16 protein-coding genes are annotated in these 19,139 nt (G+C 72.6%); 4 read left to right on the forward strand and 12 right to left on the reverse strand.

The features are described from left to right. Positions 1-563: 563 nt before the first annotated feature. From ACXJMZ_RS12770 to ACXJMZ_RS12785, 4 genes are all read right to left on the reverse strand, one after another. On the reverse strand, positions 564-1,289 hold the full coding sequence (locus ACXJMZ_RS12770) for a nucleoside/nucleotide kinase family protein (RefSeq protein WP_457030133.1): 726 nt from the start codon (positions 1,287-1,289) through the stop codon (positions 564-566). Positions 1,290-1,299: 10 nt separating this feature from the next. After that, positions 1,300-2,271, reverse strand: coding sequence for a S66 peptidase family protein (locus tag ACXJMZ_RS12775; RefSeq protein WP_457030134.1), 972 nt, complete (start codon positions 2,269-2,271; stop codon positions 1,300-1,302). A gap of 70 nt (positions 2,272-2,341) precedes the next feature. Next, a complete protein-coding gene (trpS, locus tag ACXJMZ_RS12780; protein ID WP_457030135.1) occupies positions 2,342-3,349 on the reverse strand; it encodes a tryptophan--tRNA ligase in 1,008 nt (335 codons plus the stop codon). A gap of 303 nt (positions 3,350-3,652) precedes the next feature. Beyond that, complete coding sequence (locus tag ACXJMZ_RS12785) at positions 3,653-4,159, reverse strand: NUDIX hydrolase (RefSeq protein WP_457030136.1); 507 nt, start codon at positions 4,157-4,159, stop codon at positions 3,653-3,655. Between the two features lie 77 nt (positions 4,160-4,236). Here ACXJMZ_RS12785 and ACXJMZ_RS12790 point away from each other — a divergent pair, with 77 nt between their 5' ends. After that, positions 4,237-5,109 (forward strand): ATP-grasp domain-containing protein, encoded by an 873-nt coding sequence (locus tag ACXJMZ_RS12790; RefSeq protein WP_457030217.1) that lies wholly within the window; start codon positions 4,237-4,239, stop codon positions 5,107-5,109. Here the strand turns inward: ACXJMZ_RS12790 and ACXJMZ_RS12795 are convergent. Continuing rightward, positions 5,096-6,304 carry an MFS transporter gene (locus tag ACXJMZ_RS12795; RefSeq protein ID WP_457030137.1) on the reverse strand — a complete coding sequence of 403 codons (1,209 nt, stop codon included), beginning with the start codon at positions 6,302-6,304 and terminating at the stop codon, positions 5,096-5,098. The genes ACXJMZ_RS12790 and ACXJMZ_RS12795 overlap by 14 nt on opposite strands. Positions 6,305-6,553: 249 nt before the next feature. Here ACXJMZ_RS12795 and ACXJMZ_RS12800 point away from each other — a divergent pair, with 249 nt between their 5' ends. Continuing rightward, on the forward strand, positions 6,554-7,435 hold the full coding sequence (locus ACXJMZ_RS12800; protein WP_457030138.1) for an alpha/beta fold hydrolase: 882 nt from the start codon (positions 6,554-6,556) through the stop codon (positions 7,433-7,435). Between the two features lie 7 nt (positions 7,436-7,442). On the opposite strand, the gene ACXJMZ_RS12805 is transcribed toward ACXJMZ_RS12800, so the two are convergent. The 3 genes from ACXJMZ_RS12805 to ACXJMZ_RS12815 all read right to left on the reverse strand — a co-directional run bounded on the left by ACXJMZ_RS12805 (position 7,443) and on the right by ACXJMZ_RS12815 (position 9,118). Continuing rightward, positions 7,443-7,898, reverse strand: coding sequence for a hypothetical protein (locus ACXJMZ_RS12805; protein WP_457030139.1), 456 nt, complete (start codon positions 7,896-7,898; stop codon positions 7,443-7,445). Further along, positions 7,895-8,353: an RNA polymerase sigma factor gene (locus ACXJMZ_RS12810; protein ID WP_457030218.1), complete on the reverse strand. Its 459-nt coding sequence runs from the start codon at positions 8,351-8,353 to the stop codon at positions 7,895-7,897. The genes ACXJMZ_RS12805 and ACXJMZ_RS12810 overlap by 4 nt, the downstream gene beginning before the upstream one ends. A 102-nt stretch (positions 8,354-8,455) precedes the next feature. Further along, entirely contained in the window at positions 8,456-9,118 is a 663-nt protein-coding gene (locus tag ACXJMZ_RS12815) for a TetR/AcrR family transcriptional regulator (RefSeq protein ID WP_457030140.1), read from the reverse strand. A gap of 77 nt (positions 9,119-9,195) precedes the next feature. Between ACXJMZ_RS12815 and ACXJMZ_RS12820 the strand changes: the two genes are divergently transcribed. Together ACXJMZ_RS12820 and ACXJMZ_RS12825 are read left to right on the forward strand one after the other, a co-directional pair. Then, complete coding sequence (locus ACXJMZ_RS12820) at positions 9,196-10,170, forward strand: hypothetical protein (RefSeq protein ID WP_457030141.1); 975 nt, start codon at positions 9,196-9,198, stop codon at positions 10,168-10,170. Next, positions 10,167-11,435, forward strand: coding sequence for a methyltransferase (locus tag ACXJMZ_RS12825; RefSeq protein WP_457030142.1), 1,269 nt, complete (start codon positions 10,167-10,169; stop codon positions 11,433-11,435). Before ACXJMZ_RS12820 ends, ACXJMZ_RS12825 begins: the two co-directional genes overlap by 4 nt. Before the next feature lie 7 nt (positions 11,436-11,442). Here ACXJMZ_RS12825 and ACXJMZ_RS12830 read toward each other — a convergent pair whose 3' ends face one another. From ACXJMZ_RS12830 to ACXJMZ_RS12845, 4 genes are all read right to left on the reverse strand, one after another. Beyond that, on the reverse strand, positions 11,443-15,120 hold the full coding sequence (locus ACXJMZ_RS12830; protein WP_457030143.1) for an ABC transporter ATP-binding protein: 3,678 nt from the start codon (positions 15,118-15,120) through the stop codon (positions 11,443-11,445). A 167-nt stretch (positions 15,121-15,287) separates the two neighbouring features. After that, entirely contained in the window at positions 15,288-17,018 is a 1,731-nt protein-coding gene (locus ACXJMZ_RS12835; protein ID WP_457030144.1) for a methyltransferase, read from the reverse strand. Between the two features lie 145 nt (positions 17,019-17,163). Further along, complete coding sequence (locus tag ACXJMZ_RS12840; RefSeq protein ID WP_457030145.1) at positions 17,164-18,375, reverse strand: 4-hydroxybenzoate 3-monooxygenase; 1,212 nt, start codon at positions 18,373-18,375, stop codon at positions 17,164-17,166. A gap of 96 nt (positions 18,376-18,471) precedes the next feature. Beyond that, entirely contained in the window at positions 18,472-19,089 is a 618-nt protein-coding gene (locus tag ACXJMZ_RS12845) for an SACE_7040 family transcriptional regulator (RefSeq protein ID WP_457030146.1), read from the reverse strand. Between the last annotated feature and the right edge of the window lie 50 nt (positions 19,090-19,139).

A 19,139-nucleotide genomic window follows, 5' to 3' on the forward strand; every position in this document is an offset into this window, starting at 1 on the left:
AACCACCGGAATAGGCGGCCCCGCGCACTGCGTCCTCGCTAGTGTTTTACTTCATAAAGGAATCTCCAACCCCACCAAWCGGTGAGGCCGGGGATGTCAACATATCTGGCGTTGACTTTTGGCACGCTGTTGAGTTCTCAAGGAACGGAYACTTCCTTCGAGCCGCTTATCAGGCGGACCCTCCGGGYGCTTCGTTCTTTCGTGTTCCGAGCTTATCAGATGTTTTCCGCTCCGTTTTCCGGAGTTTCACTCACCCGACTCACTCTTTCCTTCGGCCTTTCGGCGCTTCCGACCCTACCAGGTTTCCCTGRCCWGCCGTTCCGCGCTTCCRGAGCCTCAAGAAGCTTGTGTCGYAACCGACCTGACGGCCTGTCCGACGTTTCAAACCTTAGCCGATCCCCGCTTCACAAAGCGAATCCAGCCGCAATCCATATAAACGCACACGACAAATAGACCCGACCCGCAAAAACGCGCGAATCAGCTCGATCAGAAGATGTGTTCAGAGGATTGGCCRCYCCGGGACCGTCCGCGCCGATGCGTGTCCGGTGCTCCCTGCCGAGCGACTAGGRAACACTACCCCCGCCGCCGTCCAGCTGCAAACCGCCAGCTCGGACCACCCTCGTACAGGCCGCCGTGCCCAGCTTCACGTACTCGCCGTTCGGGCCGTCGTTGCCGGTGATCCAGTCCCGGGCGGCCGCCGGGTTCCGCCCGCCGGCCACGTGACGCCGCATCAACCGTTCGTCCCGCACGTCGTCCTCGGTCTGGACGTACCAGAGCTCGTGCAGCAGGGCCCGGGCTTCGCTCCACGGGAGGTCGTCGTTGGCGAGGTAGTTGCCTTCGGTGATGACCAGGCGGGTGTGCGGCTGGATCACGTGGCGGCCGGCAACCGGCTCGTCCAGGTGGCGGTCGAAGCCGGGGGCGTAGATGTCGTTGAACCGTTCCACCGTGACCCGGCGCAGCAGGGCGAGGTAGCCGAGCGAGTCGAAGCTGGCGGGTGAGCCCTTTCGGCTGCGCAGGCCAAGGCGGTCGAGCTGGGTGTTGGAGAGGTGGAAGCCGTCCAGCGGGAGGTACGCAGCGGTGCCTGGACCCTCGGCGCGGTTGAGCTCGGTGACCAGGTACCGGGCCAGGGTCGACTTGCCCGCGCCGGGCGGGCCGGCCAGGCCGAGGAGGGAGCGGCCCTTGTGGACCGTCCGCCCGTTCAGCAGCCGGGCCGCCAGTTCGACAAGTGAGGCGGGGTCGGTGGCAGCGGAAGGGTCACTGGTGTGTGCCGCTCGGGCTTCCTCGTGCATGGGCCGCACCCTACTCAGCGAGTTCGCCAGTGAGAACCGGTACGTCGAAGGTGAGCGTCCCGGCGTCGGCGTCCAGGGTGGCGGGCAGGCCGAGCGGCACCGTCAGGGTGGAGGGGCAGTGGCCGAAGCCGAGCTCCCAGGCGACCGGGACACCGAGCGGGGCGAGCCGGTCGGACAGCACTGCGCGGACCTGGTCGAGCGGTCCGCAGTCCTCCCAGGAGCCGAGCGCGAAGCCGGCGACGCCGTCCAGGGCGCCGGAGCGGATCAGCTGGGTGAGGATGCGGTCGAGTTGGTAGGGGTGCTCGCCGACGTCCTCCAGCAGCAGGATCGTGCCGGCGAAGGAGCGGCGGGCGGTGGCGGTGCCGCGTTCGGCGGCGAGCAGGCTGGCGCAGCCGCCGGCGGTGACGCCGTGGGCGGTGCCGGAGACGAGCGGCCCGGCACCCGAAGCACCGGAGACACCCCGGCCACCCACGACCAGGGTCGAGGACGGGGTGAAGAGAGTACGGCGCAGGTGTTCCGCGGTGGGCGGGTCGGCGATGAAGGTGGCGCCGGTGCCCATCGGGCCGTACAGGGTGGGGACGCCGAGGCGTTGGGCGACGGTCTCGTGCAGCACGGTGATGTCGCTGAAGCCGACCAGGGCCTTGGGCGGGGCGGCGCGCAGCGCGTCCCAGTCGAGCAGGTCGACCATCCGCTGGACGCCGTAGCCGCCCCGGGCGCAGATGACGGCGGCGATGGTGGGGTCGAGCCAGGCGCGCTGGAAGTCGGCGGCGCGGTCGGCGTCGGTACCGGCCAGGTAGCCGAGATGGCGGTCCGTCAGGTGGTCGCCGAGGACGACGTCCAGCCCCCAGGAGCGCAGGATCGCGGTGCCTGCGGTGAGTTGGTCCAGGTCGATGGCGCCGCTGGTGGCGACCAAAGCCACCCGGTCGCCCGGCACCAGCCGGCGGGCGCGGCGCGGCGCGGTCGTCCAGGTCTGCTGGGACATCGTCAGTTCCTTCCGAGGGGGCGGGAGCAGAGGCAGGCGCGCGACGCGGGTCCGCGCGCCTGCCACAGTCCTACCCCATGCCCATCGCGGACCTGACCTCACCCAGGGTGGCTTCCGCGACGGCGTTGGCCCGTTCGGCTCCGGCGGCCAGCACGGCCCGGAGCAGGGCGCGGTCGGCGGCGAGTTCGGTCCGGCGGGCACGGAGCGGGCGGAGGTACTCGTTGACCGTCTCGGTGACCCGGCGTTTGAGCGCGCCAGCGCCGCCGTGCCCGATCTCGGCGGCGAGTTCGGCCGGGTCACGGCCCTCGCAGAGCGCGGCGAGCTGGACCAGGCCGGAGACTCCCGGCCGTCGCTCCGGGTCGTACGTGATGTGCCGGTCGGCGTCGGTGGTGGCGCCCTTGATCAGCCGGGCCGTCTCGTCCTCGGTCGCGCCGAGGGCGATCGCGTTGCCCCGGCTCTTGCTCATCTTGCCGCCGTCGGTGCCGGGGAGCAGCGGTGCCTCGGAGAGCAGAGGCTGCGGTTCGGGGAACAGCGAGGTGGCGTAGCGCTCGTTGAACCGGCGGGCGATGGTGCGGGTGGTCTCCAGGTGCGGAAGCTGGTCGCGGCCGACCGGGACCAGGTTGGCCTTGCAGAACAGGATGTCGGCGGCCTGGTGGACGGGGTAGGTGAACATCAGCCCGCTGACGGTGGCCTGCCTGGAGTGCGCGATCTCGTCCTTGACCGTGGGGTTGCGGCCGAGTTCGGCGACGCTGACCAGGCTGAGGAAGGGGAGCAGCAGTTGGTTGAGCGCCGGGACGGAGCTGTGCTTGAAGATCGTGGTCCGCTCCGGGTCGATCCCGGCCGCGAGGTAGTCGAGGACCAGGTTCTCCGCGTGCTCGGCGGGGCGGTCGGCCCGGTCCCGGTCGGTGAGGGTCTGGTAGTCGGCGACCACCAGCAGGAGTTCGACGCCCATCCGCTGGAGTTGGACGCGGTTGTGCAGGGTGCCGAAGTAGTGGCCGAGGTGCAGCGGGCCGGTGGGGCGGTCGCCGGTCAGGACGCGGTACCGGTCGGGGTGCTGCTGGACGGTCTCGATCTGCATCAGGTGCTCCTCGGTGGCTGACGGTGGGTCGGGTCGTCCACCGGGGTGCCCTGAGGAAACGCAACAGGGCCGTCCGGTCGGACGGCCCTGGAGTCGCGCGGGAAAGGGTGGCCGTCCTAGGACGGCCACCAGTTCAGGCACGGCTGCTGCTTCATGACGCCCAGCGTACGGACCAGGGGCCGCCGGTGGCACGGGTTTTCCGGGCCTGGCTGCAGTTCCTTTCAGGCGATTGGATAGGCTTGCCTTACCTAATCCAGATTCGTACAAGGTGACGGCACGTCACCTCCACCGGGCCGGACCGCGTCAGCAATGCGGCTGGTTGGGCACGTAGCCGAAGTGGACCGGGTTCACCGTCTCCCGTCCGGCCAGCCAGTCGTCCCGGACGGTGGCCAGCAGCTCGGGGAGCTTCGGCGGCCAGAACGGGTCGGCCTGCGGGTCGGCCAGTTCCTCGGGCGTCCACCAGCGCCAGCCCAGAATCCCGTCGGCGAGGTGCATCTCGCTGACGTCCCCGACCGGGTCGCGTAGCGGGCCCCGGCCGAGGTAGATGTGCTCGGACTGCCGGACCGGGATGCCGTGCCAGGTGAAGTCGTGCTCCCAGGTGCAGAGCAGCGGGCCCGGCGCGAGGTCGGTCCAGCCGGTCTCCTCCCACAGCTCCCGGCCGGCTCCGGTGGTCGGGGACTCGCCGTCCTCGATGCCACCGCCGGGCATGTTCCAGTGGACACCGACCTCGCTGTTGTCGGATCGCAGCAGGAAGACCGCGCCGCCTGGTTCCAGTACCGCGGTCCTGGCCGCACGTCGTGGGGTTCGCATCCGGTCACCCTGGCAGAACGCCGTCGCGTCGGACCACTGCAATTCCGGCGGCCAGGTTCTACCCTGAGCCGGTGATCATGCTGCCTGCCGACCCGCTGACTCCCGGCCGCCCCGACCCGCACTACCTCCGGGAGGCCCGCCGGGTGGAGGAGTTGGGCGGCGGGTTCGTCCTGCTCGACCACGATGCGCTGCTCGCCGGGGACGTCCGGGAGGCGGTCCGCCGGGTCCCGGCGGGCGGCGGACCGCTCTGGTACCGGGGCTGGATGGTGCCGGTACCGGCGTACGCGGCGCTGTCCGAGGCGCTCGCCGAGCGCGGGCGGCCGCTGCTGACCTCACCGGCCTCGTACGCGGACGCCCATGAACTGCCCGGCTGGTACCCGGTCTTCGCGGGGTCCACCCCGGAGAGCGTCTGGGTGCCCGGGCTGTCGGGACCGACTCCGGAGCAGCTCGCCGAGGCGGCCCGGCAGCTCGGCGGGCACGGGCCGGCGATCGTCAAGGACTACGTGAAGTCGCGCAAGCACGAGTGGGCGGAGGCCTGTTACGTGCCCGACCTGGGCGATCCGGACGGGCTGGCGCGGGTGGTGGGGCGGTTCGTGGAACTCCAGGAGGAGTTCCTGACCGGCGGAGTGGTGCTGCGGCGGTTCGAGGAGTTCCGGCGGGACGAGGGTGGGCGGGTGGAGGAGGCGCGGGTCTGGTGGCTGGACGGCGAACCCGTCCTGGTCGGGCCGCACCCGGACTGCCCCGACGCGGAGGTCCGGCCCGAGCTCGACGGGATCGGGCAGCTGGTCAGGGAGCTGGGCTGCCGGTTCGTCACTACCGACCTGGCGCAGACGGCGGACGGCGGGGCCTGGCGGGTGGTCGAGGTCGGGGACGGCCAGGTCAGCGACCTGCCGCGGGGCGCCGACCTCGGGCGGCTGCTGTCCGCGCTGCTCGCGGTCAGCGGAGGCTGAGGACCGGATCCGTCAACAGCTCGTCGGGCGCAGCCCGCTGGGCCGGGACGAACACCCTGGTGGCCTGCCGCTGCCGGGCGACCAGCACCAGTGGCACCGCGACCGCGGCCAGCAGCCCGCCGAGCGTCGCGCCCATCGCCGGGTACCCGGCGGCCGCCGCCAGCGCCGTACCGACCACCGGCCCGCAGGCCACCCCGAGCGAGGAGGCCGAACCGGCCAGCACCGCCCACCGGCCGCCCTGGTCGAGGGCGGCCGCCATGCCGATCAGGTAGGTGAGCACCAGCGGGTAGCAGGTGTTCCAGAGCACCTCACCCAGGGCGAACGGGCCGACCGACTCGGCGCTGCCGGTCAGCAGCACGCAGAGTGCGATCACCGCCGTGCCGAGGCCGATCGGCAGGGCCCGGCCGAGCCGGGCGCCGACCGCTCCGGCCACCGTCACGCCGAGCAGCCCGCCGCCCAGCGCCAGCGCGAGGACCAGGCCCATCGCCTGCTCGGAGAGCCCGACCCGGCTCAGTCCGATCTGGCCGCTGACACCCCAGAGCGCGTTCTGCGCCATCGACCAGAGCATCATGCCGCCGGCCAGCACCAGGCCCGCCGGCTTCCGGGGCAGTGCCGTCCTGATCCTGCCCGAGGCCGACTCCCGAACCAGCATCAGCCGACCCGCCGTCAGCCAGGCCACCGCCGCCCAGCCCGCCAGCGCGGCGAACGGCAGCGGGTGCCCGGCACCGAGCCGGGGCAGCAGCAGGAAGAGCGCGGCGGCCACGCAGGAGGTGACCAGCAGACCGAGCGCGGAGCTGCGGTGCGGATCGGCCGAGGCGGCCACCCCGACCGCCGCCACCGCCGTCGCGGTCCCCGCGCCGATCCCGGTCAGCAGGCAGCCGACCAGCAGCTGCGGCAGCGCGGTAGCGCCGGACGCCAGCAGCGCACCGGCGATCAGCAGCCCGAGCCCGGTCCTGGCCAGCCGGACCGGGCCGAGGGCGCGGACCCGCCCGGCCAGCAGCAGGCCGGCCCCGGCCGAGGTGAGCAGCAGGGCACTGCCCACCGCCCCGGCCTGAGGGGTGGTCAGGCCGAAGCCGGTCACCAGCCGGCCGACGATGGTCGGCAGCAGGTAGGCGGGCAGGTATCCGGCGGAGAACAGGGTCACCAGAGCGGTGACGGCAAGGCGCGCAGAGCTGCGCCCCGTCCGCGAAGACATGGGCATGGCCTCTCGACCAGGGTGGACCGGGGAGTCGCTCCCGGCCTCGTGCCCGGTCGCCCGGTCTGTCTATCAGCAGCACCTCGGGTGACGTCCCGTCAGAGCCGCTTCGCAATCGCCGAGCTGCACAGTTGCGTCCCGCCCGAGATCGCTCCGTGATCGAACGGCCTCGACTTCGAAACTCCCGGGAACCTCCGCCGGATCGCGCGCCTCCTGGCAGGACGACCGCATCCCGCCGAAGGAGACCACATGACCGTCAGCAACCGTCCGATGCCCGACCTGGAAGGTGCGGAGCACCGCTGGGTGGAGGTCCGGGGCGCCCGCCTCCACCTCGCCGAGTTCGGCAGCGGCGAGCCCGTGCTGCTGCTGCACGGCTTCCCGCAGCACTGGTACGCCTGGCGGCGACTGGCCCCGCTGCTCGCGGCCGACCACCGGCTGATCTGTGTGGACCTGCGCGGCTTCGGCTGGTCCGAGCAGACCGCACGGGGCTACGACACCGACTCCCTCGGTGCGGACGTGCTCGCGCTGCTGGACGCGCTCGGCCTGGACCGGGTGACGTTGGTCGGGCACAGCTGGGGCGCCGCGGTGGGATTCCGGATCTGCCAGCAGGCCCCGGAGCGGTTCCGGGCGTTCCTGGCGCTGAACATGGCCCACCCCTGGACGGCACACCGTCAGGTGCTGCCGAACCTCTGGCGGATGTGGTTCACCGCCTTCATCGAGTACCCGGTGGTCGGGCGGCTGGTGCTGCGGCACTGGCCCGCCTTCACCCGATACCTGCTGCGCCGGGCCGCCCCCGACCCCGGCTGCTGGTCGGCGGCGGAGCTCACCGAGTTCGCCGAGGCGACCCGGCAGTCGGCCCGGGCCGGGCAGTCGCTGTTCTGGCAGTACGTGCTGCGGGACATCCCGGCGGGCTTCCGGGGGACGCACCGCCGCCGACGGCTGGCCGTCCCCACCGTGCTGCTGGGCGGCGAGCACGACCCGGTGATCCCTCCGGCCCTGCTGCGCGGCGCAGAACCGAACGCCGACGACCTGACCGTCTCGGTGCTGCCCGGCGTCGGAGGCCACCTGCCCGAGGAGTGCCCGGCGCAGGTGGCCGAGGCGCTCCGGAAGCTGATCGCCAGGACGGGCTGACGGGGGATCAGCGCAGCGCGGCCCGGCGTTCCACCTCGCGGAAGAAGGCGCGGGCCCGGCGCTCGCCGATCAGGCGTCGGTACCCGCGCTGCACCGGCCCGAGGGCGGCCGGCCGAAGCGCGCCGCAGACCGCGAACCGGGTGCCGTCGCCGTCGGGCTCGGCGGCCATGCCCATGGTCACCAGCCGGGACTGCATCAGGCACCAGCCGGGCCGGAGCCGCACCTCGAACGGTCCCCGGAGCCCGAGGACGTCCACGGCCTCGGCCTGCTTGAGCTCGCTGTCCCCGGCCGGCACCCGGAACTCCCGGACGAAGGAGATCAGCCGGGGCAGCTCGCCCTCCAGGTCGGCGACCACCGCCCAGACCCGGTCGAAGGGCAGGTCGAGCCGCCGCTCGGCGTACAGCGGGGCGCGCAGCCCGGCCGCCAGGACCTGCAGCCGGGCGATCCGATCCGGTCCGTTCACCGCGTCCACGCCTTCCGGAAGGAGGAACGGGCCCTGCTCAGCCGTGACTTCACGGTGCCCTCGGGTATGTCGAGCAGCTCGGCCATGGTGCGCTCGTCCAGCCCCTCGAGTTCGCGCAGCACCAGGACGGTGCGGTGCTGGACGGGCAGCCGGGCCAGCAGGTCCCGCACCTCGGCGGTCAACTCGGTGCCGGCGGCGGGCAGCAGGTCCCGCAGCCGGGTGATCTGTTCGGGGTCGGCCGGGGTCTCCGCGCCGGTCCGCCGGGCCACCCGGACCGCTTCCCGGACGGTCAGCGCCCGCACCCAGCCGTAGACCGCCACCGGGTCGCGCAGCCCGCGCAGGCCGCGGAAGACGGCGAGCAGCGACTCCTGTACGGCGTCGGCGGTGTCGGCCAGGGCGATCGACGCGCACAGCCGGGTGACGTACGGGGTGATCAGCTTCAGCAGGTCGTCCATGGCCAGGGCGTCGCCGCGCTGCGCCGCGCGTACCAGCGGCGCTGCCACCTCCCAGGGCCGCACGTCGTCGTCCACCGTCGGAACGGTACTCCTGACCGTCCGTCAGCCCTCGGCCGGTCCGGCCTCCAGCTGAGCCGGTGTGGTGGGGCGGCGGCGGCCGGGCAGCCGCATGGTGAGCAGCTTGGCGCGCGGGGCGAGCCGCCGGGCCATCGCGAACAGGGACTCCGTGCGGCTCCGGTCGGCGTCCAGCACCGTGAAGAGGTTGACGCCGAGGTAGAAGGTGATCGCCGCGTTGGCGAGGTCCCGGGGCGGGGTGAGCCTGGCCAGCGGCGTGCCGCCGATCACCCGCTCGAGCGTGGTCTCGACGAACTTCAGCCAGGGCTCGGCGCGTTCGGAGACGGCGGCGCGCAGCTCGGGCCGGGCGACGGCGGCGCCGACCAGCTCGGAGAACATCGTGAGGTGCCCGCCGTCGAGGTCGTCGCGGTAGATCCGTTCGGCGGCGGCGGCGAGCTCCTCCAGGGTGCGGACCTCCGCGACGGTCGCCAGGTGCCGGGCCATCCGGTCCTCGGAGACCCGGTCGAAGGCGGTCAGCAGCAGCGGGTCCACGCCGCCGAAGTGGTAGAAGACCAGGGCCGAGTTGACCCCCGCCTCCTTCGCGATCACCCGCGCGCTGGACCCCGCGTACCCGTGGGTCCGCAGGACCCGCGTCGCGGCCTCGATCAGCCGCTCCCTGGTCTGGGCTCCGCTGTCCGCAGTCGCCGCCATGGTCTTGCCCCCCGTCACTGGATTCGTTCATCATACGGTTTAATCAGGTGATTAAACCGACCGATCAAGGGGTGGGCATGACCGAGGATCAGAACAGCAGCGACAGTCAGGACATACCGGCCTACGCCGAGCCGGAGCGGACGGCCCAGCACTCGGCCCGCCGCCGGCTGGCGATCGTGCTGGCCGCGCTCTTCCTCGCGATGCTCGGCTACAAGGTGCTGCACGCGGGCGGCCTGGAGCAGACCGCGCTCTTCTACGTCGGCCTGCCCGCCGTGATCGCGATCACCGTGGCGCTGAGTGCCCGGCCGAAGAGCGCCACCGGCACCGCGATGGCCTCGGTCACCATCGGGCTGGCGCTGGCCGGTCCGCTGCTCAACGAAGGCATCATCTGCCTGCTGATCGCCGCGCCGCTGTTCTACCTGGTGGCGGCCTGCATCGGCCGGGCCGTCGACCATTCGCGCCGCCCGGCGAAGGAGCCCGGCGGACGGCAGCGGCTGAACGCCTTCGCGCTGGCCCCGCTGCTCGGACTGGCCGTCCTCCAGGGCGTCGACGGCACGGTGGAGCGCGACAGCACGGTGACGGTCACCCGCACGCTGTCCGTGACGCCCGATCAGTTCGCCGCCGCGCTGGCCGCTCCGCCCGTCTTCGGCACACCCCGCCCGGTGTTCCTCAAGGTCCCGTTCCCCCGGCCGCAGCAGGTCACCGGCAGCGGCCTGGCGGTCGGCGACGGACGCCTGATCACCTTCAACCCGCGCAAGTCACTGGGCATCGGTGCCACGCCCACGCCCCGGTCCATGACGCTGCGGATCGCCGAACGCGACCAGGGCCGAGTGCTGTTCCGGGTCGAGCAGGACTCCACCACCGCACGGTGGCTGAACTTCCGGACCTCCGAGGTGCGTTGGCAGCCCACCGCCGACGGCGGCACCGAGGTCACCTGGCAGCTCGGCTACCAGCGCACCTTCGACCCCGGCTGGTACTTCGGCCCGATCCAGAACTACGGCATGGAACAGGCCGCCAACTACCTCGCCGACACCTTCACGCCGCAGCCGTGACCACCGCCACCGTCGACAGCGCTCCGGCCCTGATCCGGGCGGCCTGCCTGTTCGTACCGCTGCTCGCGGTCGTGCTGGCAGCCGCTCTCCGGCGGCCGGACCGGGCCGCCATCGCGGCCGCGATCGTCGGCGGGGCCTGGCAGCTCGCCCTGCTGCCCGCCGTCAACCTGCTGGCCGTACAGGTCGGTTGGTGGAGCTTCCGAGCCGAGGGCGGCACCGTCGCCGGGATGCCCGTCGACCTGCTGCTCGGCTGGGTGCTGCTCTGGGGCGTCCTGCCGCCGCTGGCCGCCGACCGGCTGCCGTGGCCGCTCACCGCCGCCCTGCTCGGCTGGCTGGACCTGGCCGCGATGCCACTGCTCGACCCGGTGGTCCGGCTCGGCGGGCAGTGGCTGACCGGTGAGGCGCTGGCCATCGCGCTCTGTCTGCTGCCCGGGCTGCTGCTGGCCCGTTGGACCGCCCGCGGCGAGCGGCTCCGGCTGCGCGCCGCCGGGCAGGTGCTGATCGCCGCCGTGCTGATGCTCGCCCTGCCCATGGCGGCCGCCGGGGCCCGGCTCCCGCACGGCACCGCGCTCAGCACCGGCCTCCAGGTGCTGGCCGTGCCGATGCTGCTCGGGGTCGCCGCCGTACGGGAGTTCGTGGTGCGCGGCGGCGGCACCCCGCTGCCGTACGACCCGCCGCACCGGCTGGTCACCAGCGGCCCGTACGCGTACGTGCGCAATCCGATCCAGCTCTCGCTGGTGCTGTGTCACCTGGTGCTGGCCGCCTTCACCGGCAGCGCCTGGCTGCTGGCGGCCGCCGGGGTGAGCCTCGCCTACAGCGCCGGGCTTGCCTCCTGGCACGAGGGTGCCGAACTCGCGCAGCGGTACGGACCCGGCTGGGCCGAGTACACCGCCGGGGTGCGCAGTTGGCTCCCCCGGCTGCGCCCGTGGGCGGGCACGGCGCCGGCCGAGATCCACGTCGCCCAGACCTGCGGGGTGTGCAGCGGCGTCGGCCGCTGGATCATCGCCCGCTCGCCGGTGGCGCTCACCGTCCGCCCGGCCGAGGAACACCCGGCCGGACTGCGGCGGATCACCTACGAGTCGGCCGACGGCCGGGAGCGGGCGGAGGGCGTGGCCGCGCTCGGCCGGGCGCTGCAGCATTTCCACCTGGGGTGGGCGCTGCTCGGCTGGGTGCTGCTGATCCCGGGCCTGGCCTGGTTCGCCCAGCTGGTCGCCGACGCCACCGCCGGTGGCCCGCGTGAACTGCGGGCACCGACGGCGGGCTGACCTGCCGTTACACCCGCTGCTTCTGGTGACTGTCCGCGACGAAGGCCCGCCAGAGCCGGGCGTACGCGCCGTCCTCGGCGAGCAGGCCGGCGTGCGTACCGTCCTCCACCACCCGGCCGTGGTCCAGCACCACCACCCGGTCGGCGCGCTCCGCGGTGGTCAGGCGGTGGGCGATCACCAGGGTGGTGCGGCCGCCGCTGATCCGGTCGGCGGCGCGGTTGACGGCGGCCTCGGTGGCCAGGTCGAGCGCGGCGGTGGCCTCGTCCAGCAACAGGATGTCCGGGTCGACGAGCTCGGCCCGGGCCAGCGCGATCAGCTGCCGCTGCCCGGCGGAGAGGTTGCGGCCCCGGCCGGAGACCCGGTGCGCGTAGCCTCCGGACAGCCGGACGATCATCTCGTGGGCGCCGACCGCCCGGGCGGCCGTCTCCACCTCGGCGTCGCTCGCCTCCGGCCGCCCGTACGCGATCGCCTCGCGCACGGTGCCCGCGAACAGGTACGCCTCCTGCGGGACCACGCCGAGCCGGTGCCGGTACTCCGCCAGGTCGTACGCGGCGATGTCGGTGCCGTCGATCCGGACGCTGCCACCGGTCGCGTCGTAGAACCGGGCGACCAGCTTGACCAGGGTGGACTTGCCCGCGCCGGTCTCGCCGACCAGCGCCACCGTCTGCCCGGCCGGGATGTGCAGGTCGATGCCGGTCAGCACGTCGGAGTGGCCGTCAGCACCGCCGTGGTAGGCGAAACTGACGTCCTGGAAGGTGATCTCGCCCCGCAGCTTCTTCACCGGCAGCGGGTCCGCCGCACCCGGCGTGCTGGTCGGGGTGCGCAGCAGGTCACGGATCCGGCCGAGGCCGACGGCGGCCTGCTGGTACCCGTCGAAGATCTGCGAGAGCTGGTTGACCGGGGCGAAGAACAGGTCGATGTAGAGCAGGTACGCGACCAGCGCACCGATCGTCAGGGTGCCCGACTCGACCCGGGCGGCACCGGCGATCAGCACCAGGGCGGCGGCCGCACTGGACAGGAACTGCACGAACGGGAAGTACAGCGAGATGTAGAGCTGCGCCCTGACCCGCGAGTGCCGGTAGGCCAGCCCGCTGGCCACGAACCGGTCAGTGTTGACGGTCTGTCGGCGGAACGCCTGGACGATCCGCATGCCCGCGACGTTCTCCTGCAGCTCGGCGTTGACCGTGCTGATCAGGTCCCGGGAGACCTGGTACTGGGTGCTGGACTTGCGCCGGAACACCAGGGTGGCGACCGCCAGCACCGGCAGCACCGCGAAGACCATCAGGGCCAGGCCCGCGTCGATCACCAGCAGTGCGGCGAAGATGCCGAAGAAGGTGAACAGGCTGACCACAGCGGTGACCACACCGGTCTGCAGGAAGCTCGACACCGAGTCGACGTCGGTGGTCATCCTGGTCATGATCCGGCCGGACAGCTCACGCTCGTAGTAGTCCAGGCCGAGCCGGTTGAGGTGCGCGAAGATCTTCAACCGCAGGGTGTAGAGCACCCGTTCGCCGGTCCTGCCGCTGACCCTGGCCTCGGCGGTCTGCACCACCCAGTCGAGCAGCACGATCGCCAGGGCGAGCAGCGAGGCGGTGGCGACCCCGGCCATCGCGGCCTTGCTGACGCCGTCGTCGATGCCGTGCCGGATCAGGATCGGCAGGGTCAGCCCGGCGGCGGCGTCCAGCGCGACCAGCAGCAGGGCGACGGTGAGCGGCGCACGGAACGGGGTGAGCAGGCGGCGGAGGCTGAAGTCCGGGTCACCGGCCTCGGCCTGCTCGACCGGGATGTCGGGGGTGTCGACGGCCGGGGGCAGGGCGGCGACCTTGGCGAGCAGCTCGGGGTCGGTGCCGGTGTTGGTGGCCTCGGGCTCCTGCTCGGGGGTCTCCTCCTCGGGGGCCGCGTCGAGGATCGCGTCGGGGTCGCTGATCAGGGCCCGGTACTGGGGACATCGGGCGTCGAGTTCCTCGTGCGTACCGAGGTCGACCAGGCGGCCGCGCTCCAGTACGGCTATCCGGTCCGCGAGTTGGAGGGTGGAGCGACGGTGGGCGATCAGCAGCGTGGTGCGGCCGGCCATCACACCGCGCAGTGCCTGGTGGATCTCGGCCTCGACCTGCGGGTCCACCGCCGAGGTCGCGTCGTCCAGCAGCAGGATGCGCGGGTCGCTCAGGATCGCCCGGGCCAGCGCGATCCGCTGCCGCTGGCCGCCGGACAGGGTGAGGCCCTGCTCGCCGACCTTGGTGGCGTAGCCGTCCGGGAGTTCACGGATGAACCCGTCGGCCTGCGCGGCCCGGGCGGCGGCCTCGATCTCGGCCTCGGTGGCGTCCGGGCGCCCGTACGCGATGTTGCTGCCGACGGTGTCGGAGAACAGGAAACTGTCCTCGGGCACGATGCCGACGGTGGCCCGGATCGAATCGAGCGTCAGCTCCCGGACGTCGTGGCCGTAGAGGCGGACGGTGCCCTCGGTGGCGTCGTAGAAGCGCGGGAGGAGCTGGGCCACGGTGGACTTGCCCGAGCCCGAGCCGCCGACCAGCGCCAGTGTCTCGCCCTCGGCGAGCCGGAAGCTCAGCCGCTGCAGGACGGGGGCCGCCTCGCCGTACGCGAAGTCGACCTGGTCGAACTCGATGGCGGGGGCGTCTGTGGTCGTGGCCGCTGCCGTGGTCAGGTCGACGGCGTCCTGACGCTCCTGCACCTTCGGGCGCTGGTCGACCAGTTGGAGCACCCGCTCGACCCCGGCCCTGGCCTGCTGGCCGACCGTGATCACCATGGTGAGCATCCGGACCGGGCCGGTGAGCTGCGCCAGGTAGGTGGAGAAGGCGACGAAGGTACCCAGGGTGACCTGGCCCCGGACGGCCAGCCAGCCGCCGAGCGCGAGCACCGCGACCTGGCCGAGGGCCGGGATGGCCTGCATCGCCGGGGTGTAGAGGCTGTTCAGCCGGATCGAGCGGAGCCGGGCGCCGAACAGCTCGCGCGAGGCGCGCTCCAGCTTGCCCCGCTCCTGGGCCTCCTGGCCGAAGCCCTTGACCACCCGGACGCCGCCGACCGCACCGTCCACCACCCCGGCGACCGCCGCCGCCTCCTGCTGGGCGGCCCAGGTCGCGGGGAACAGCCGCTTCCGGCTGAGCGTGGCGAACCACCAGAGGGCGGGGCCCATCACCAGGGCGACCAGGGTGAGCGGCAGCGAGAGCCAGAGCATCACCAGGACGGACATGCCGAACATCAGGACGTTGCCGGTCATCATCGGCAGCATCGACAGCAGGCCGACGATCAGCTGCAGGTCCGAGGTCGCGCGGCCGACCACCTGGCCGGTGTCCAGCCGGTCCTGCCGGTCACCGTCCAGCCGGGTGAGCGAACGGAACAGGTCCGACCGCATGTCGTGCTGGACGTCGACGGCCAGCTGGCCCCCGTAGTAGCGGCGGACCTGGGTGCAGACGAAGACCACCGCAGCCGCCACCAGCAGGGCCACCGCCCACGGGGTGAGCGGCCGGGTGTGCGTGGTGATCACGTCGTCGATGATCACCTTGGTGATCAGCGGGACGGTGGCGGTGACGGCCATGCCAACCAGCGACGCGCCGAACGAGAGCAGCACGTTACGGCGGTGCCGCCAGCTGTAGCTGATCAGTCGGCGGAGCCAGCCCTGCTCGGCTGTGGATCCTTGGGATCCGTGCGATCCGTGAGTATCAGACATATTTAGGGATACTAACCATTTCATCGTCCGCCCCCCATCGCTTTTCGACGGGCACGCATCGGACCGAACAGCTCTCCGGCCGAGCTGCTTCCCGTCCCGACCAGGATGACCCGTCGGGCCACCTGATCGGACCGGGCGGGCGGACTTCGTCAGACCCTACGTTGGACCTAGGACCTGCCGGGGCGGGTCACCTGGCCGGGGACTGCGGTTCCGGCCTTTCGGACGTGCAGGACGGTGGCGTCCAAGGGGAGCGGGGCGGTGTCCACCAGGGTGAGGCCCGCGTCGGCGAACAGGCGGGCGTAGTGGTCGGCCCGGCGTTCGCGGCCGCCGACGTTGCAGCGCATGTGGAGGTCCCAGGCGGTGGCGAGGGAGGGCGAGTCGTCAGCCGGGAGGACCCGCTCCACGACCAGCAGGTCGGCGTGGGCGGGCATCGCGCGGGCGCAGTGCCGCAGGATCTCCCGGCACCGGTCGTCGTCCCAGTCGTGCAGGATCCGGGAGAGCAGGTAGACGTCCCCGCCCGCCGGGACGTCGGCGAAGTCGCCCGCCACATACGCGCACCGGTCCCCGTGGCCGGCCGCGTCCAGGGCGCGGCGGGCGGCCTCGACGGCGTGCGGGCGTTCGAGCAGCACGCCCTTCAGCCCGGGGTGTGCGGCGAGCAGGCGGCCGAGCAGCTCGCCGTTCCCGCCCGCGACGTCGACCACCGTGCCGGGGTCGGATGCCCGGGCCGCGGTCGTGACGGCGGGGTGGGCGGAGAGCGGGTCGAACATCCGCGAGCTCGCGGCCATCGAGTCGTCGAAGAGCGCGGCGAGCCGGGGGTCGCGGGCGAAGTGGTCGAAGTGGTTCTCGCCGTACAGGTGGTCGAAGGCCACCTCGCCCGTCCGCACCGTGTGTCCGAGGGCGGCGAACGACTGGTAGAACGGGCCGCCGTACATCAGGGCGAGCGGACGCATCGAGGCCGGGACGTCGGTACGCAGCAGGGCACCGGTCTCGGTGAGCCGGTAGCCGTCCCCGTCACCTTCCCCGTCGGCCGACACCACGCCGACCATCGCGAGGTAGCGCAGCAGGGAGACCAGGGTGTCCGGGTCGGCGCCGACTGCCAGGGCCAGGGCCGGTGCACCGAGCGCGGTGTGGGTGTCGAGGGCGTCGGGCAGCCCGAGTTCGGCACAGACGGCCAGGGCCTGGGTGGTCCACGCCCCGGTCAGCTGACGCAGCAGCGCCTCGGCGGGCCGGCCGGCCCGGTGCCGGGCCAGGTGGGCGGCCAGGACGTCGGGGTGCTCGCCGGGGACGTAGAGCTCCAGCCGCCGATATCCGGTCTTGGAGCCGGCGGGCACCGTGAAGTAGAGGACGGTGCCGTCCTCGTGCGGGTTGTAGCCGCCGCCGTCGGCGGTGGCGCCGTGCTGGGTGAGCAGCGCGCACAGACCGCGCAGCACCAGCGGGTCGGGCTGCTCGACCTCCAGGGCGAGATGGGCCTCGTGGTCGCGGGTGCGCTCCTGCTCGGCCAGGCCGGTGAGGTCCGAGCCCGGCGGGACGAGCAGGGCGAACACCTCGACCGTCCGGTCCGACCCCGCCACCCGTGGGCGGAGGATCTGCACGTCCAGCTCCGCCGGGTCACGGCCGTGGCGGGCGGCCAGGCGGTCCCGGACGACCACGCTGGGGCGCGCTGTCGCGTCGGGGGGCAGTCCGCCGTCGGCGAGGAGGGCGTGCAGCGCCTCCGGGGAGGGCGGGAACACCAGCAGGGCCGCGTGGGAGAACCGGCAGCGGTCCACCACTGCGCGCAGTTCGAGGGCATCGAGCCCCGGGAGGAGGAGCGGCAGCAGGGTGGCGGTGTCCTGCTCCCGGACGAAGCCGACGGTCTCGGTCAACCGGGCCAGGTCGGTCGGACAGGTGGTGGTGGTCATGGTGACGGGTCCTCAATTCTGGGATGGGGCGCCGTTTTCTGGGGGCTCTGCTGCTGGGAAGCGCCCCTTCTCAGGGACGCCGGATCCGGGCATGGCGGTGCCACGGAGGGGTGGGTCTGGGGGAAACGATTCTCCGGACGGAGGCTCAGATACCGACGTAGTGCTCGGCGAACCAGTCCTGGTGACTGCGCGAGGTGCGCAGGGAGTCCAGCCGCGAACGCCGCAGGGAGTCCTGGAAGGGTGCTCCGTCCTCGTGCCCGGGCGCACCGTGCAGGAGCCGGACCATCCAGTGCGAGAACTCCTGCGCGCGCCAGATGTACCGGAGGCACCGCTCCGAGTACGTGGCGAGCCCATCGCCGTCGCCGCGCAGCAGGTCCGCGACGAGCGCCTCGGCCAGCAGCTCCGCCTCCAGGACGGCCAGGTTGGCCCCCTTGGCCGCCGACGGGCTGAGCAGGCTCGCGGCGTCACCGGCGAGGATCAGCGAGCCGTGGCGCAGCGGCTCCAGCACGTCGGACTCCAGGTCGACCACGGCGCGCTGGACGATCGGGCCGCGGTGCAGCGGACCGTGCTCGGCGGACCGCATCCGCAGCTCCAGCTCCTCCCAGATCCGCTCCTCGGACCAGGCTTCGGGCGCACTGCCGCGCTCGGTCTGGAGGTAGTACCGGGTGACCGAGGGGGTGCGTGCCATGTGTCCGGCGAAGCCCCGGTGGTGGACGGCGTAGCCCACCGCGTCCAGGCTCGGCGGCGCCTCGGCCAGCAGGCCGAGCCAGGAGATGCCGTGGTCGTGCCGGTGGTGGCGGAAGCTGCCGGTTGGGAGCGAGCGGCGGGCCGCGCCGTGCCGTCCGTCGCAGCCGGCCACGTACCGGGCCTGCCAGGTCTCCTGGTGGCCGTCGGGCTCGATGACCGTGACCCGGGGGCGGCTGGTCCCGATGTCGGCGACGGCCTGTGCCTCGGTGCCGAAACGAATCTGCCCGCCGGCCTCCTGATAGTGCGCCAGCAGGTCCGCCACCAGCAGGTGCTGCGGGTAGACCGTGTGGCGCTCGCCCCGGCCGAGACCGCCGTAGTCCAGTCGGAACCGGCCGTCCTCGGTACGGAACTCGCAGACCGCGTGCTCCTTGCCGTGCCGGTGCAGGCCCTCGGCGAGGCCGTGCCGGTCCAGGACCCGCACGGTGTTGGCCGCCAGGAACCCGGCCCGGGACCTTGCCGCCAGCTGGGCCTCGGTGGCACGTTCGAGGATGACGCAGTCCACTCCGGCGGCGACCAGCAGGTTGCCCAGCACCAGCCCGGCGGGCCCGGCTCCGAGGATGACCACGTCAGCCGAATGGCGCACGGCTCGGACGCTCTGACTCTCCATCATGAAAGTTGATCATAGGCAATCCTCATGCCGGCGAACGGGGAGATTCACCCGTATGCACGCATCGGACCGCTATCCCCGGACCTGCTCGGACATAACCTACTCGGACGTAACCTGCTCGGCGGCGGCCGTGAACGCGCCCTGCGCGAGGCCGTGCAGCAGGCCGGCCATGGCCGGCCGCGACAGGCCGGTGCGGTCTGCGCTGTGCGGGGTGGAGTTGAGCAGACCGAAGACGGCGTGCACGGCGGTGCGGGCGGTGGGCTCGGCGGCCGACTCGGCCAGCGCCGGGTAGGTCTGCCGGACCACCTCGACCCACAGCTCGAGATAGGCCCGCTGCAGGCGGCGGACCCGGCGACGGTCCTCCTCCTTGAGGTGCAGCAGCTCGCGGTCGTGCAGGGTGATCAGATCGCGGTCGTCCAGCGCGAAGTCGACATGCCCGACGATCAGGGCGTCCAGTGCGCCGTCCGGGGCGGTCGCCTCACCCGCCCGGCGGCGGCCCTCCTCCAGCAGACGCTCGCTGATGCCGATGAGCAGATCGGCGAGCATCGCATCCTTGCCGGAGAAGTGGCGGTAGAGCGCGGGACCGCTGATCCCGACTGCCTTGCCGATCTCGTCCACGCCCACGCCGAGGAAGCCACGCGCGGCGAACAGCCGGGCCGCTTCCTTGCGGATCTGGTCGCGACGCGGGACTGCGGGGGTTGCTGGGACGTTCGGCATGCCACCCATCGTAGACAGTGGGGTTATCCATGGTTAACCTGAGCCCACGA

This window comes from Kitasatospora sp. P5_F3 (assembly GCF_054049135.1).

Bases quoted from the DNA above. Each gene is read 5' to 3' on its own strand.
- ACXJMZ_RS12775 (WP_457030134.1), bottom strand. From the start codon at position 2,271: ATGTCCCAGCAGACCTGGACGACCGCGCCGCGCCGCGCCCGCCGGCTG.
- trpS (WP_457030135.1), bottom strand. From the start codon at position 3,349: ATGCAGATCGAGACCGTCCAGCAGCACCCCGACCGGTACCGCGTCCTG.
- ACXJMZ_RS12785 (WP_457030136.1), bottom strand. From the start codon at position 4,159: ATGCGAACCCCACGACGTGCGGCCAGGACCGCGGTACTGGAACCAGGC.
- ACXJMZ_RS12790 (WP_457030217.1), top strand. From the start codon at position 4,237: ATGCTGCCTGCCGACCCGCTGACTCCCGGCCGCCCCGACCCGCACTAC.
- ACXJMZ_RS12795 (WP_457030137.1), bottom strand. From the start codon at position 6,304: ATGTCTTCGCGGACGGGGCGCAGCTCTGCGCGCCTTGCCGTCACCGCT.
- ACXJMZ_RS12800 (WP_457030138.1), top strand. From the start codon at position 6,554: ATGACCGTCAGCAACCGTCCGATGCCCGACCTGGAAGGTGCGGAGCAC.
- ACXJMZ_RS12810 (WP_457030218.1), bottom strand. From the start codon at position 8,353: ATGGACGACCTGCTGAAGCTGATCACCCCGTACGTCACCCGGCTGTGC.
- ACXJMZ_RS12815 (WP_457030140.1), bottom strand. From the start codon at position 9,118: ATGGCGGCGACTGCGGACAGCGGAGCCCAGACCAGGGAGCGGCTGATC.
- ACXJMZ_RS12820 (WP_457030141.1), top strand. From the start codon at position 9,196: ATGACCGAGGATCAGAACAGCAGCGACAGTCAGGACATACCGGCCTAC.
- ACXJMZ_RS12830 (WP_457030143.1), bottom strand. From the start codon at position 15,120: ATGTCTGATACTCACGGATCGCACGGATCCCAAGGATCCACAGCCGAG.
- ACXJMZ_RS12835 (WP_457030144.1), bottom strand. From the start codon at position 17,018: ATGACCACCACCACCTGTCCGACCGACCTGGCCCGGTTGACCGAGACC.
- ACXJMZ_RS12840 (WP_457030145.1), bottom strand. From the start codon at position 18,375: ATGATGGAGAGTCAGAGCGTCCGAGCCGTGCGCCATTCGGCTGACGTG.
- ACXJMZ_RS12845 (WP_457030146.1), bottom strand. From the start codon at position 19,089: ATGCCGAACGTCCCAGCAACCCCCGCAGTCCCGCGTCGCGACCAGATC.